The organism is Methylococcus sp. S1M (assembly GCF_051295855.1).
Lineage (GTDB): Bacteria > Pseudomonadota > Gammaproteobacteria > Methylococcales > Methylococcaceae > Methylococcus > Methylococcus capsulatus.
In genome coordinates this window covers 541753-555445 of record NZ_JBPDXO010000001.1, presented here as the reverse complement: position 1 = coordinate 555445, position 13693 = coordinate 541753, and the positions used below count along the sequence as shown (strand labels likewise).

Annotated in this window: 10 protein-coding genes; 9 read left to right on the top strand and 1 reads right to left on the bottom strand. The window is 63.3% G+C overall.

What is annotated here, in order from left to right:
- Positions 1–123 precede the first annotated feature (123 nt).
- The 9 genes from ACSHWJ_RS02480 to dnaE all read left to right on the top strand — a co-directional run bounded on the left by ACSHWJ_RS02480 (position 124) and on the right by dnaE (position 11212).
- Positions 124–1386 (top strand): ABC transporter substrate-binding protein, encoded by a 1263-nt coding sequence (locus ACSHWJ_RS02480; protein WP_432539241.1) that lies wholly within the window; start codon positions 124–126, stop codon positions 1384–1386.
- A complete protein-coding gene (locus tag ACSHWJ_RS02475) occupies positions 1352–2341 on the top strand; it encodes a YVTN family beta-propeller repeat protein (RefSeq protein ID WP_432539240.1) in 990 nt (329 codons plus the stop codon). Before ACSHWJ_RS02480 ends, ACSHWJ_RS02475 begins: the two co-directional genes overlap by 35 nt.
- Positions 2338–3081 (top strand): ABC transporter ATP-binding protein, encoded by a 744-nt coding sequence (locus ACSHWJ_RS02470; protein ID WP_010960562.1) that lies wholly within the window; start codon positions 2338–2340, stop codon positions 3079–3081. The genes ACSHWJ_RS02475 and ACSHWJ_RS02470 overlap by 4 nt, the downstream gene beginning before the upstream one ends.
- Complete coding sequence (locus ACSHWJ_RS02465) at positions 3078–3881, top strand: ABC transporter permease (protein WP_010960563.1); 804 nt, start codon at positions 3078–3080, stop codon at positions 3879–3881. The genes ACSHWJ_RS02470 and ACSHWJ_RS02465 overlap by 4 nt, the downstream gene beginning before the upstream one ends.
- Positions 3882–3886: 5 nt before the next feature.
- Positions 3887–4960, top strand: a complete 1074-nt coding sequence (rfbB, locus tag ACSHWJ_RS02460) for a dTDP-glucose 4,6-dehydratase (protein ID WP_010960564.1) — start codon at positions 3887–3889, stop codon at positions 4958–4960.
- Positions 4957–5844 carry a glucose-1-phosphate thymidylyltransferase RfbA gene (gene rfbA, locus ACSHWJ_RS02455; protein WP_010960565.1) on the top strand — a complete coding sequence of 296 codons (888 nt, stop codon included), beginning with the start codon at positions 4957–4959 and terminating at the stop codon, positions 5842–5844. The genes rfbB and rfbA overlap by 4 nt, the downstream gene beginning before the upstream one ends.
- Entirely contained in the window at positions 5841–6398 is a 558-nt protein-coding gene (gene rfbC, locus ACSHWJ_RS02450) for a dTDP-4-dehydrorhamnose 3,5-epimerase (RefSeq protein WP_010960566.1), read from the top strand. The genes rfbA and rfbC overlap by 4 nt, the downstream gene beginning before the upstream one ends.
- A complete protein-coding gene (rfbD, locus tag ACSHWJ_RS02445) occupies positions 6395–7300 on the top strand; it encodes a dTDP-4-dehydrorhamnose reductase (RefSeq protein ID WP_432539239.1) in 906 nt (301 codons plus the stop codon). Before rfbC ends, rfbD begins: the two co-directional genes overlap by 4 nt.
- Before the next feature lie 414 nt (positions 7301–7714).
- Entirely contained in the window at positions 7715–11212 is a 3498-nt protein-coding gene (dnaE, locus tag ACSHWJ_RS02440) for a DNA polymerase III subunit alpha (protein WP_017365861.1), read from the top strand.
- A 627-nt stretch (positions 11213–11839) separates the two neighbouring features.
- On the opposite strand, the gene ACSHWJ_RS02435 is transcribed toward dnaE, so the two are convergent.
- Positions 11840–13693, bottom strand: coding sequence for a peptidoglycan recognition protein family protein (locus tag ACSHWJ_RS02435; protein ID WP_432539238.1), 1854 nt, complete (start codon positions 13691–13693; stop codon positions 11840–11842).

Sequence of the window (13693 nt, the reverse complement as noted above, 5' to 3'; positions counted from 1 at the left end):
TCTGCGAGTGTCCAGCGATTATCCATCATCTCGCCGCCTCATGGTGCGTTCCTTACAAATCCCATAAAATTCCGCCCTTACCCCGGTTTGGGGAGCTGCTCGGCTTTGACACCGGCCTTTGCATTGAAACTTTTGATCCGCTTCAACCGACTCAGTGCCTGCGCGGGTCGGGTCCTGCTCAGGTCCGGCATCGTCGCACTGGCACTTTTTCAGGCCGCTGCGCTCGGAGGTCCTGCGCCCGTTCGGCGACAGACCCCGGCGCCGGTGGCGGCAGCGCGGGAGGTGGAACGGTTGACGCTGGCCTATCTGGGCCAGCTGGCGGAAGCGGCTGCGGTCCGGCCGTATTTCGAACCCGTGGTGACCGACCGCGGCGTTCAGGGGGCGCGGCTCGGGCTGGTGGATGACAATACCACCGGGCGCTTCACCCGCCAGGAATTCGCCCTTGCCGAAACCTGGCTCGCCCCGGGGGACGATGCGGAGGCGGTGTTTAAGCGGCTGGTCGCGGACGGCCGCCGTTTCATCCTGGTCGATCTGAAACCGGAGGTTCTGCGGCGACTGGCCGCCTTGCCACAGGCACATGACGTCCTGCTGCTGGACGTTTCCAGCCGCGACGATGCCCTGCGGGGCGAGGACTGCGCGTCCAACGTGCTGCATCTGCTGCCGAGCCGGGCCATGCGGACGGATGCCTTGTCCCAGTACCTGGCGAAGAAGAAGTGGACGCGCTGGTTCCTTGCCGTGGGGCCGGCGCCGGAGGACCGTTTGTTTGCCGACGCGCTGAAGCGCTCGGCCAAGCGCTTCGGCATGAAGATCGTCGCCGAGAAGACCTGGACGCACAGCTTTGACGACCGGAAGACGCCGGAATCGGAAGTGCCGGTGTTCACTCAGGGCAGCGATTACGACCTCGTCCTCGTGGCCGACGAGGCCGGTTCGTTCGGAGACATTCTGTCATACCGGACCTGGCTGCCGCGGCCGGTCGCCGGTACCCAGGGGTTGGTACCCAGCGCCTGGCATCACACCCTGGAGGCCTGGGGGGCGATTCAATTGCAGAACCGTTTCCGGCAGCAGGCGGGGCGGTGGATGACCGAGGCCGATTACGGCGCATGGCTGGCGGTGCGGGCGATCGGCGAGGCCGCGACCCGGACCCGGTCGCTGGAGTTCGAGGCGATCCGGTCCTATCTGCTGAGTGACGGCTTCGCATTGGCCGGATTCAAGGGCGTACCGCTGTCGTTCCGGCGCTGGGACGGCCAGCTTCGGCAGCCGGTACTGCTGGTACAAGAGCGCTCCCTGGTCGCCGTGGCTCCGGTGGAGGGGTTCGCCCATCCGAAGAATGAATTGGACAGTCTGGGATACGATGAACCGGAGACTTCGTGCCATGCCAAGCCATGACCGCCGCCTGATCGGCGCCGTCCTCGTCCTGCTCTGCGGTGTGGCGGCCGCGGATACCGTCTACGTCACCTTGGAGAAGGACGACGCCATCGCCGTCATCGACGGCGCAACCGGCATTCGGACCAGGACGGCCAGAATCGGCAAGCGCCCGCGTGGTATCGCGCTGGCGAAGGATGGCAACAGTCTCTATGTTGCCGCCAGCGACAGTGACGCCATCCAGGTGATCGATGCCGGGACGCTGAACGTCACCGGGACGCTGCCTGCCGGCAAGGATCCGGAGACCTTCGCCATGGATCCGGACGACCGGTTCCTGTACGTCTCCAACGAGGACGACGGCCGGGTGACGGTGATCGACATCGCCTCCCGCAAAGCGGTCAAAGAGATCCCCGTGGGTATCGAGCCGGAAGGCATCGCGGTCAGCCCGGACGGGCGCTGGGTGGTGAGTACCAGCGAGACCACCAACATGGCGCACTGGATCGACCGGGCCAAGCTGGAAGTCGTGGACAACACCCTCGTCGACCCGCGCCCACGCGCCGCGACTTTCACCGCCGACAGCCGGCAGCTGTGGGTCAGTTCCGAGATCGCCGGCACCGTCACGGTGATCGATACGGAAACCCGCCAGCCTCTCAAGACGATTTCTTTCAAGATCGCCGGAGTGACTCCGGAGAAGGTCCAGCCGGTTGGCATCCGCATTGATCCCGACCGGCGCTACGCCTATGTGGCGCTGGGGCCGGCCAACCGCGTCGCGGTGGTCGACGCGCAGAAGCTGGAAGTGAAGGATTACCTGCTGGTCGGCCAGCGGGTGTGGAATCTGGAGTTTTCGCCGGACTTCGGGCGGCTGTATACCACCAACGGTCTGAGCAACGATGTTTCCATCATCGACCTGGCCTCACACAAGGTGACCAAATCGGTGGCGGTGGGCTCCCACCCCTGGGGGGTCGCCGTTCGGCCATGAGCGTCACGGTTCCAGTGCTCGAGGTCGAACGTCTGTCGTTCGCCTACGGGCCGTGCAAGGCGCTGGACGACGTGGCCTTCCAGGTCCAGCCGGGCGAGTGTGCGATCCTGCTGGGCCCGAACGGGGCGGGCAAGAGTACACTGTTCTCGCTGGTCACCCGGCTTTACGAAGCCCCCGCCGGGCAGATCCGCATCGCCGGCCGGTCTTTGCGCCAGGAGTCCTGTGCCGCGCTGTCCCGGCTTGGTGTCGTGTTCCAGCAGCCGACCTTGGACCTGGATCTGAGCGTCGCCCAGAACCTGCGCTACCACGCGGCCTTGCACGGTCTGAGCCGCAGGGAGGCAGAGCTTCGTATCCGGGAAGAGCTGGAGCGGCAGGGCATGTACGGCCGGCGCGACGAGAAGGTCCGCCAGCTCAATGGCGGCCACCGTCGGCGGGTGGAGATCGCCCGCGCTCTCCTGCACCGGCCGGCCCTGCTGCTGCTGGACGAGCCCAGCGTGGGGCTGGACGTACCCAGCCGTAGAGCATTGGTCGACCACATTCATGCGCTGTGTCGCTCCCAAGGTCTGGCAGTGCTATGGGCGACCCATCTGATCGACGAGATCGGCGCGGACGACAGCCTGATCGTACTGCACAAGGGGCGGGTCCGGGCATGGGGCCCCGTGCGCGAGGTGCTGGCCAGTCAGGGTGCGGCAACCGTGAGCGCGGCGTTCCACCGTCTGACGGCGGAGGGCGAGGGATGAGGCCGCTGCACTATCTGCGAGCGTTGCGCGGCATCGTCGCGCGCGAGCTGTACCGTTTCGTTCATCAGCGGGAGCGCTTCATCTCCGCCCTGGTGCGGCCCCTCGTCTGGCTGTTCGTGTTCGCCGCGGGATTCCGCTCGACCTTGGGTTTGGCGATCAGTCCGCCGTATGAGACATACATCCTCTATGAGGTCTACATCACACCGGGACTCCTGGGGATGATCCAGTTGTTCAACGGCATGCAAAGTTCGCTGTCAATGGTGTACGACCGTGAAATGGGCAGCATGCGGACCTTGCTGGTCAGTCCCCTGCCGCGCTGGTTTCTGCTGACCGCCAAGCTGGTCGCGGGCGTCGCCGTGTCGATCCTGCAGGCGTATGTATTCCTGGGTGTCGCCTGGGCTTACGGTATCGAGGCACCGGTCGAGGGGTATTTGGCGGTGCTGCCGGCGCTCTTGCTCTCCGGTGTGATGCTGGGGGCGCTCGGCCTGCTATTATCATCGTTCATCCGCCAGTTGGAGAATTTCGCCGGCGTGATGAATTTCGTAATATTCCCCATGTTTTTCATGTCCACGGCGCTGTACCCGCTCTGGAAGATCCAGGAGTCCAGCGAGCTGCTGTATTGGCTGGCCCAATGGAACCCTTTCTCACAGGCGGTGGAACTGATCCGCTTCGCGTTGTATGGACGGTTCAACGGGGTGGCATGCGGCTACACGGCCGGGGCCACGGCGCTGTTTCTCGCCGCGGCGATCGTCGGCTACAACCCTTCCAAAGGCATGATGCAGCGTAAAGGCGGCGCTTGAACCCAGTGAAAACTCTACTCGTCACCGGCGGAGCCGGATTCATCGGCGGCAATTTCGTACTCAGACAGCTGCGGCGGGGTGGCGTCGAGGTCGTCAACCTGGATGCCCTGACCTATTCCGGTAATCTGCGGACCCTGGCTGAAGTCGAGGACAATCCGAACCACGACTTCGTACTGGGTTCGATCGGCGACCGCGAACTGGTCGAATACCTGCTGGAACGCTACCAGCCCGATGCGGTCGTCAATTTCGCCGCGGAGACCCATGTCGACCGTTCGATCGACGGCCCCGACGCTTTCGTTCACACCAACGTCATTGGCACTTTCGAGCTGCTGGAAGCCACCCGTTGGTACTGGCGCCAGCTGGACGGTGAGCGTCGTAAGGCATTCCGGTTTCTGCACGTCTCGACCGACGAGGTGTATGGAACGCTGGGTGCGACCGGCAAATTCACCGAAGAGACACCGTACCGGCCCAATTCGCCGTATTCGGCGTCCAAAGCCGGTTCCGACCACCTGGTGAGGGCGTATTTCCATACTTACGGTCTGCCGGTGCTGACCACCAACTGCTCGAACAATTACGGGCCGTACCAGTTTCCGGAGAAATTGATTCCGTTGATGATCGACCATGCGCTCCAGGGCCTGCCGCTGCCGGTGTACGGCGCGGGTACCAACGTCCGTGACTGGCTCTACGTGGAGGACCACTGCCGCGCCATCGAAACCGTTTTGGCCCGAGGCAGGCCGGGCGAGGTTTACAACGTCGGCGGCAACAACGAAAAGACCAACATCGAGGTGGTCGAGACGATCTGTGCTCTGCTCGATGAATTTCTACCCGATTCGCCCCACCGACCGCACCGCCAGCTGATCCGGTTCGTGCAGGATCGGCCGGGCCACGATCTGCGCTACGCCATCGATGCAGGCAAGATCGGCCGGGAGCTGGGCTGGCAACCGGAGGAGACTTTCGAAACCGGCCTGCGCAAGACGGTGCGCTGGTATCTCGCCAACCGCGACTGGGTGGAGCACGTCAAGTCCGGCAACTACGGCGGCGAGCGCCTCGGCGTCGGCGGCATCGAGGCGCAGGCATGAGAGGAATCCGCGGCATCATCCTGGCCGGCGGTTCCGGTACCCGGCTGTATCCTTTGACACACGTGGTCAGCAAGCAACTGCTGCCGGTCTATGACAAGCCGATGATCTACTATCCCTTGTCGGTGTTGATGCTGGCCGGCATCCGGGACATCCTGGTCATAACGACGCCGCACGACGCCGCGCTGTTCCAGGCTTTGCTCGGCGACGGCGGGCAGTGGGGCATCAGCATCAGTTACGCCGCCCAGCCGAAGCCGGAAGGTCTCGCCCAGGCCTTTGTCATCGGCCGTCATTTCGTGGAAGGCCGACGCAGTTGCCTGATCCTCGGCGACAACATTTTTTACGGTCACGATTTCCAAGCATTTTTGGCTGGCGCCACGGCGCGCGAAAATGGGGCTACGGTGTTCGGGTACTGGGTGCGTGATCCGGAGCGCTACGGTGTCGCCGAATTCGACGAGGCCGGCCGAGTGATCGGAGTCGAGGAAAAGCCCGTCCGCCCCAGGTCGAACTATGCCATCACCGGACTTTACTTCTACGACGAACAGGTCGTGGACATGGCGGTCACGCTCAAACCCTCCGCGCGAGGAGAACTGGAAATCACCGACATCAACAGGCTTTATCTGGATCAGGGTCAGTTGCACATCCAAAAGATGGGGCGCGGGGTGGCCTGGCTGGATACCGGTACCCACGACTCGCTTTTGCAGGCGTCCAATTTCATCCAGACCATCGAAGAGCGGCAGGGCCTCAAAATCTGCTGTCCAGAGGAAATCGCGTTGAACAAGGGCTGGATCGACGCGGAAGAAGTTGCACGCTTGGCCGACGGTCTGGGCAAGAGCGGCTACGGCGCCTATCTGCGCCGGCTGATCGAAGGAGGGATGCCGGTATGAACGTCGAACAGACGGATTTGCCCGGTGTACTGCTGATCTCGCCCAAGGTGTTCGGCGACGCCCGTGGGTATTTCAAAGAGACCTGGAGCCGGCAGCGCTACCAGGACGCCGGGCTGCCCGGCGACTTCGTGCAGGACAATCTGTCCTATTCGCGTAAGGGCATCCTGCGCGGCCTGCATTTCCAGAATCCCCGTCCCCAGGGCAAGCTGGTGCAGGTGCTGCAGGGCGAGGTGTTCGACGTAGCGGTGGACATCCGGTACGGGTCGCCGCACTTCGGCCGTTGGTTCGGTACCGTGTTGTCGGCGGAGAACCATCTGCAGATGTACGTGCCGGAAGGTTTCGCCCATGGTTTCTGCGTGTTGACTGAAGCCGCTCTGTTTGCCTACAAGTGCACCGAGTATTACGAGCCTTCCTCTGAATTCTCGCTGCGCTGGGACGATCCGGACATCGGGATCGCCTGGCCGCTGGATTCCGCGCCCGAACTCTCGGCCAAAGACAGGGATGCCCCGCGGCTCCGGGATTTGCCGCAACACCGGCTGCCGGTCTATCCATGAAGATCCTCGTCGTCGGCAGGAGCGGGCAACTGGCCTGGGAACTGCGGCGCACGCTGGCCTGTTTCGGCGAGGTCGTCGCGCTCGATCGCCAGTCGGAACCGGCGATCGATCTGGCCGAGCCCGGTGCCGTTGCCGCATCGGTGCGCGCCGTCCGGCCCGATCTGATCGTCAACGCGGCAGCCTATACCGCGGTCGATCGGGCCGAGCAGGAGCCGGATTTGGCCTGGAAGGTGAACGCCGAGGCGCCGGCTGTGCTGGCAGCGGAAGCGACGCGTCTGGGCATAGGCCTGATCCATTATTCGACCGACTACGTTTTTCCCGGTGACGGCGCTGTGCCGTACCGGGAGGACGACCCGGTTGGTCCGCGGAACGTGTACGGCCGCAGCAAACTGGCCGGGGAGCAGGCCATCGCTGCATCCGGCGCCGCTCACCTCGTTCTCCGCACCGCCTGGGTCTATGGGGTGCGCGGCCAGAACTTCCTGAGGACCATGTTGCGGCTCATGGCCGAGCGCGAGGTGGTGCGGGTCATCGACGATCAGTTCGGAGCTCCCACCTGGGTTCGGATGATCGCCGAGGCGACGGCGATTCTGGTGGCGAGCTCACTGCGTTCCGGCACAGCCGATCTGGCGGGGGCGAGCGGTGTCTACCATCTCACCTGCAGCGGCCAGACCAGCTGGTACGGCTTCGCCTGCGCCATCCGGGAGCAGGCCGTGGCCGCCGGATTGCTCCCCGACACTGCGGCCCGGGTCGAGGCCATCCCGACTTCGGAATATCCCACTCCGGCCGAGCGGCCGGCTCATTCGGTGCTGGATTTGGGCAAGCTCGAGGCGCGCTTCGGCATCGTGCTCCCCGTTTGGGACCAGGCGCTGGAGCTTTGTTTGGCCGATCTGGCTGGTCGGTGAGAGCTGTCTTCAGGCGGGCGCTGTGCCTGGATTGATCGGTTTTGCAGGGAGCGAACGGGGCCATACGTAGTGCGCCCGTAGGGTTGGCGGCAGGAAAGTCACGAAACAGCGTAACCAAAGAAAAACCGTCCGGAGGCCGCGAGATCCCTTGCGCAATTACGAAAACCGTCCCCGGTTTTCGTCTCATGGGCAGTCTTCGGCTGCTCAACTTTGCTCCCGGCAAAGTTGTCGCTTTCGGCGAAGGTCCATCGAGGGGCTCCTGCTTCTCGATCGACGGGCGGCATCCCAGCGGCTTCCCTTCGGGCTGGTCTCGGCGAAAGCTCCGATGGCGCAGCCTGACGGGGAAGAGATCAAGAGCGGAAACGGCCTCGCTGTGCGCGGCCTTTGACTATGAATTGGCATTAACGGGCGCTCATGGAGCCTAAGTTCGTCCATCTCCGGATTCACACCGAATATTCCCTGGTCGACGGGATAGTCCGGATCAAGCCGCTGGTCAAGCGGCTGTCCGAATTTGGCATGCCGGCGGTCGCGGTCACTGACCAGTGCAACTTGTTTGCATTGGTCAAGTTTTACAAAGCGGCCATGGGTGCCGGTATCAAGCCGATCGCGGGGGCCGACGTCTGGCTGCAGAACCCGCAGGACGTAAGTTCCCCTCACCGGCTCACCCTGCTGGTCCAGAACCAGGAGGGTTATCTCGCGCTGACCGAACTGATTTCGCGTAGCTACCAGGAAAACCAGCACCAGGGTGTTCCCATGCTGATGCCGGAATGGCTGGCGGACTGTAACGCCGGCCTGATCGCCCTCTCGGGCGGCCGCGATGGTGCCATCGGCCATGCCCTGCTCGCCGGCAGCGGTGCGGAAGCGACGCGGTTGGCCGAGTACTGGGGAGGGATGTTCCGGGATCGTTTCTATCTCGAAGTGTGCCGGACGGGGCGCGCCAACGAGGAGCGTTACATCGATGCGGCGGTGGAATTGGCCGCCCGTCTGGACCTGCCGGTGGTCGCCACCAATGACGTCCGCTTCCTGTCCGCGAAGGAGTTCGAGGCCCACGAAGCGCGGGTCTGCATCCACCAGGGGCGGGTGCTGGACGACCCGCGCCGGCCGCGGGACTACAGCGAGCAGCAGTATCTACGCAGCGAGGAGGAGATGCTGTCGCTGTTCGCCGATTTGCCGGAGGCGCTGGAGAACAGCGTCGAGATCGCCCGCCGCTGCAACCTCGGCCTGACGCTGGGCAAGAATTTCCTGCCGGATTTTCCGGTGCCGGCGGGCATGACGCCCGACGATTTCTTCTCGGAGCAGTCGCGCCAAGGGCTGAAGGAACGTCTGGCCGTACGACCGCCTTCCGGAGCCGGGACCCTGGAAGAGCGGACCCAGCGTTACTGGTGTCGGCTCGAATTGGAGTTGTCGGTGATCCGGGAGATGGGCTTTCCAGGCTACTTCCTCATCGTCGCCGACTTCATTCAGTGGGCCAAGAGCCAGGGTATCCCGGTGGGGCCGGGACGCGGCTCCGGTGCCGGTTCTCTGGTGGCCTATGCGCTCAAGATCACTGACCTCGATCCGATCGAATTCGATCTGCTGTTCGAGCGCTTCCTCAATCCCGAACGCGTCTCCATGCCCGACTTCGACGTCGACTTCTGCATGGAACGGCGCGACGAGGTGATCGACTACGTCGCCCGCAAATACGGCCGCGACAAGGTGTCCCAGATCATCACCTACGGCAGCATGGCCGCCAAGGCCGTGGTGCGCGATGTCGGCCGGGTGCTGGGCCACCCTTACGGTTTTGTCGACCGTATCGCCAAGCTGATTCCGTTCGAGCTCGGTATCACCTTGAGCAAGGCGCTGGAGGACAGCGAAGAGCTGCGCAAGTCGTACGAGGAAGACGAGGAGGTCAGGGCGCTTCTCGATCTGGCCCAGTCGCTCGAAGGCATCACCCGCAATCCGGGCAAACATGCCGGGGGGGTGGTGATCGCGCCTTCGCGGCTGATCGATTTCAGTCCGTTGTACTGCGAGCCCGGCGGTGGCAACCTGGTGACCCAGTTCGACAAAGACGACGTGGAAGCGGTCGGCCTGGTCAAGTTCGACTTTCTGGGACTCAGGACTCTGACGATCATCGACTGGGCGTTGGCCGACATCAACGCCAAACGCCGGGCGGCGGGGGAGGAGCCGGTCGACATCAACCGGATTCCCCTGGACGATCCCAAGACCTATGAGCTGCTCGGGAGGTGCGCGACCACCGCGGTGTTCCAGCTCGAATCGCGCGGCATGAAGGACCTGATCAAGCGCCTCAAGCCGGACTGCTTCGAGGACATCATCGCCCTGGTCGCATTGTTCCGCCCCGGCCCGCTGCAGTCCGGGATGGTGGATGATTACATCAACGTCAAGCACGGCCGGACCAAGGCGGAATATCCCCATCCGGTGCTGGAGCCCATCCTCAAACCGACCAACGGCGTCATCCTGTACCAGGAACAGGTGATGCAGATCGCCCGTGACATGGCCGGCTATACCCTGGGCGGAGCCGACCTGCTGCGGCGCGCCATGGGCAAGAAGAAGCCGGAGGAGATGGCGAAGCAAAGGGAAATCTTCATTGCCGGTGCCACCAGACAAGGCATAGATCCGAGCATCTCCTCCCACATCTTCGATTTGATGGAGAAGTTCGCCGGCTATGGGTTCAACAAGTCGCACTCCGCCGCCTATGCCCTGGTGTCGTACCAGACCGCCTGGCTCAAGGCTCACTATCCGGCCGAGTTCATGGCGGCGGTGCTGTCGGCCGACATGGACAATACCGACAAGGTCGTCGTGCTGATCGACGAGTGCCGTGAGATGAAGCTGTCCATCCTGCCGCCCGACATCAATCTCTCGGAATACCGGTTTACCGTCCGGGGCCGGCGGGAAATCCTCTACGGCTTGGGGGCGGTCAAGGGCGTGGGCCAGACCGCGATCGACGACATTCTGCAGGAGCGGAAGAACAATGGACCGTTCACCGACCTGCTCGACCTGTGCCGGCGCATCGACCTCCGCAAGGCCAACCGGCGGGTGCTGGAGGCGATGATCCGGGCGGGCGTGTTCGATTGTTTCGACCGGAACCGGGCCGCCTTGTTCGCCGCCCTGCCGGACGTGGTGAAGGCGGCGGAGCAGCAGGGTGCCATGAGCGCCGCCGGTCAGGACGACCTGTTCGGCGGCTTTACCGCTGAGAGCCCCGCGGCCTCCAGCGCAGGTCTGGTGGCGACGGAGGTCGAACCCTGGGCCGAAGCGGAACGGCTGGCCCAGGAAAAAGCCACGCTGGGCTTGTATCTCACCGGCCATCCGATCACACCGCACGAGCGCGAACTCGAGCAGATCGTCACGAGCCGGCTCGGTCCTCTCATGGGAGAGGGTGAAGGTGGTAGGGGAGACACGCGGGTGGTGGTGGCGGGCCTCATCGTCGACATCCGCACTCGGCTCACTCGCAGCGGCCAGAAAATGGGCTTCCTGTCGCTGGACGACCGTACCGGGCGCATGGAGATCGCGGTCTATACGGAGACCTTCCAGCGTGACGGCCACCATCTTGCCAAGGATGGCCTCATCGTGGTCGAGGGAACGTTGGGATACGACGAATATGCCGGCCAAACCCGCATCACCGCCGAAAGAATATTGAGCATCGAGGATGCGAGGGCGCACTTCGCCCGCTGTCTCCGGATCGAATGGCCCGGAGCCGTGGCCGACGGCGTTCCCCCGTCATTTCTGGCGGAATTCAAGAAACTGCTCGACCGGTTCGCGGGAGGGGGGTGTCCGGTCCATGTCGCCTACCGGGGGCGGAGAGCGCAGACCGTGCTCCGTCTGGGTGATGGCTGGCGGGTCCATCCACGGGACGAGTTGCTCGGGTGTCTGCGGAAATGGATAGGCAGTTCCCGGGTTCAGGTAGTGTACCGCTGATCCGGCGGGAAAAACCCTCGAGTCACCCGATTTGCCGGCTCGTCTTCCTCCGATGCCGGTAACAGACTTAACCTATTGAATTATAAAAGTAAAGTTGAAAGGTAAAGAGGTTGTTTCAAGTTTGTAAAAAACTCTGGACACCGGGAACTTTTCCGCTATACTTTGCCCAGCCGTCAGGGATGGGGCCTCAGAGAGAGTCGTCAATGAGGAGGAGAGCCCCTCGGGGCAATTGATAATTACAACAATAACGCGACTACCGATGCGCTTCGCAGGTAAACTCGGCGATAGCGTTGAAACAAAAATAATAACAAAAAACGCTAAAAAAGCCCGCCTCTGGCGGGCTTTCTTGTGTCCGCCAGGGAGGGAGAATGAGGCGACCTCCAAAAGCCGCCCAGGAGGAGGAGAACAAAAACCGCGCAACAACCGTCACGTCACTGGTTGGACTGCACCGCATCGTCCCTTCGAACTTGGATAAATTATACCGTATTCAACGCGCTCGAGTATCAGAGTTTTTTATGATGTCCATGCTTGACGTTTATTACTGGTAAACAAAACGGTGCTCACCACCCTTTCTGTATCGCAGGAAGCACGAACCGACGGTTCGGGCGTCTTGGGGCGGGTTCGGGATCAAGATCCATCCCGTTGTAAAACTCGTCCGACGGACGGAGTTTCGGTCGAGCTCCAGTCATCCATGTCGATGGCCTCGTCCGACAGTCTGGCTGTGTGGAGGAAGTCGTCGCGTCTGGACCGCACGCCCTGTTTGAATTTGTCCGGCATGCGTTCCACACTCTCATCGGCGATGGCTTCGAGAAGCTCCATTTCGGCCATACCCTCCCGGTGAACCGCCAGATAGAGCTTTTTGAGGCCGCCGTCACCGAATTGGTTGGCCACATCCAGCATGAAGGCGATGCCACGTTCCGTGTGGAGGTCCTGCGCGTAGCTCCGTATCTTTCCGAGAGAGTGACAGAACGCGGCAGCGGCGGTCTGTACCTGGGCCCGTTGAAAGGGTAAGTGGAGGGTGGCTTTTTCGAAGCGGCCGGTCCAGGGAGCACGGACGAGGTCGAATGCCGGGTCGAGCGCGACACCGGTTCGGGCGTCGACACCGCCGTTGGGCCTGCTCGTACAGGTGATGAGACCGTCGGCGATGCGAGCGTCTCCGCCACCGAAGATTTCGATGTAATGCTCCCGGTCGGCGACGGAAAACGCCCGCAGCAGTTCCGGCAGGCGGCCTGGACGCTGTGCCCACTGGATGATGCCGTAGGACAGTCCGGCGGCATCGGTGTTGAGATTGATCGCCCCGAATTTACCGACCCCCTCCATCTGCGCAACGATGCTCAGAATCTTGTACAGTCCTCGATAGGGCAAACCCAGGACCAGCTCCAGATAGACCTGGGAGATCCGGGGTTTGGCGGCGGGCGTTCTCACCAGTGCCCGCAGGGTCGCGACATCGACTTCGCCCGAAGCGGAAAGCCCCTGTCCGGTCTGGAAGTCTTGCACCGCCGCTGCGGTCTTGCTTCCAAACCTTCCATAGGCGGCGGAGAGGAGGCAGGGCAGGCCGATGTGGCCGTGTCCCGAAAGCAGGTCCTGGATGGCGCCGACCGCATCGCCCATCGGCTCGCGGACGCCGATGGCAGCGCCGCCGTGCCCCCGGAACAGGGCGTCGATCTTGGGTATCCCGCACTCCACGGCGGTTTCCGGTAAGGAGACCACCGCTGCGGCCGGTGTCCATGGCGCCGGGGCCAGTGGCTGCGGCGCATCGGTGGCACCCGCCCAGAGAAAGGCGTTTTCTGGAGTTTCGTACCAGATGGCGTTTCCTTCGATCCGCTCGCCGCGGTCGGTGAAGCCCGTGACCGCCACGTCGGTACCCGCCGGCAGGGTGCAAAGGATGCGGGCGCGGGTGCTGGGTCCGTCTTCGCGGAGATGGGCCGCACCGAGGAGCCGTACGAAGCGTCGTTCCAGATCCTTGACGAATGGTGCCGAACCGGGCGCAGGCCTGGATGCCATCCGCTTCAGCAGTTCCGCGCGCTCGAACCCACGACCGGTACAGTCGCGCGAAGCCCGTATCTCGGCGTGCAGCACGATATGTTCCGCGTCCGGCGGGAATCCCCAGTACGCTGCTATTTCCCCTATCAGCTCCGCCGCGGCATCGTACATTTCTCCGGACCAGTGTTCGCCCGGTCCGACGGCGGCGGCGACACCTATCGTCATCAGGTTGGGATTGATGCCCCGGCGATACAGTCCCCAGCTCGGGTTGATGACCAGGCCGGCGTGATAGGCCGTGTCCGTTTCGTCGACGTACTGGCGGATCCGGCCGCCGGCGGCTATGAGGTAGTGGCAGGATTCGCTGGACCTGGGGTTGGCGAACACTGTCTCGGCGGTTTCCAGGCTCGGGTAGGCGTGGATGACGACCGCCAGCGGCTTGAGGCCGCGTCGGCCTTGGGTGAAGTTGGTGGCGGGGCAGCCGATCCACTGTTTGAGCAT

What these genes read in the sequence shown, in the direction of transcription:
- ACSHWJ_RS02475 (WP_432539240.1), top strand. Translation starts at nt 1,352, where the DNA reads ATGAACCGGAGACTTCGTGCCATGCCAAGCCATGACCGCCGCCTGATC.
- ACSHWJ_RS02470 (WP_010960562.1), top strand. Translation starts at nt 2,338, where the DNA reads ATGAGCGTCACGGTTCCAGTGCTCGAGGTCGAACGTCTGTCGTTCGCC.
- ACSHWJ_RS02465 (WP_010960563.1), top strand. Translation starts at nt 3,078, where the DNA reads ATGAGGCCGCTGCACTATCTGCGAGCGTTGCGCGGCATCGTCGCGCGC.
- rfbA (WP_010960565.1), top strand. Translation starts at nt 4,957, where the DNA reads ATGAGAGGAATCCGCGGCATCATCCTGGCCGGCGGTTCCGGTACCCGG.
- rfbC (WP_010960566.1), top strand. Translation starts at nt 5,841, where the DNA reads ATGAACGTCGAACAGACGGATTTGCCCGGTGTACTGCTGATCTCGCCC.
- rfbD (WP_432539239.1), top strand. Translation starts at nt 6,395, where the DNA reads ATGAAGATCCTCGTCGTCGGCAGGAGCGGGCAACTGGCCTGGGAACTG.
- dnaE (WP_017365861.1), top strand. Translation starts at nt 7,715, where the DNA reads ATGGAGCCTAAGTTCGTCCATCTCCGGATTCACACCGAATATTCCCTG.
- ACSHWJ_RS02435 (WP_432539238.1), bottom strand. Translation starts at nt 13,693, where the DNA reads ATGCTCAAACAGTGGATCGGCTGCCCCGCCACCAACTTCACCCAAGGC.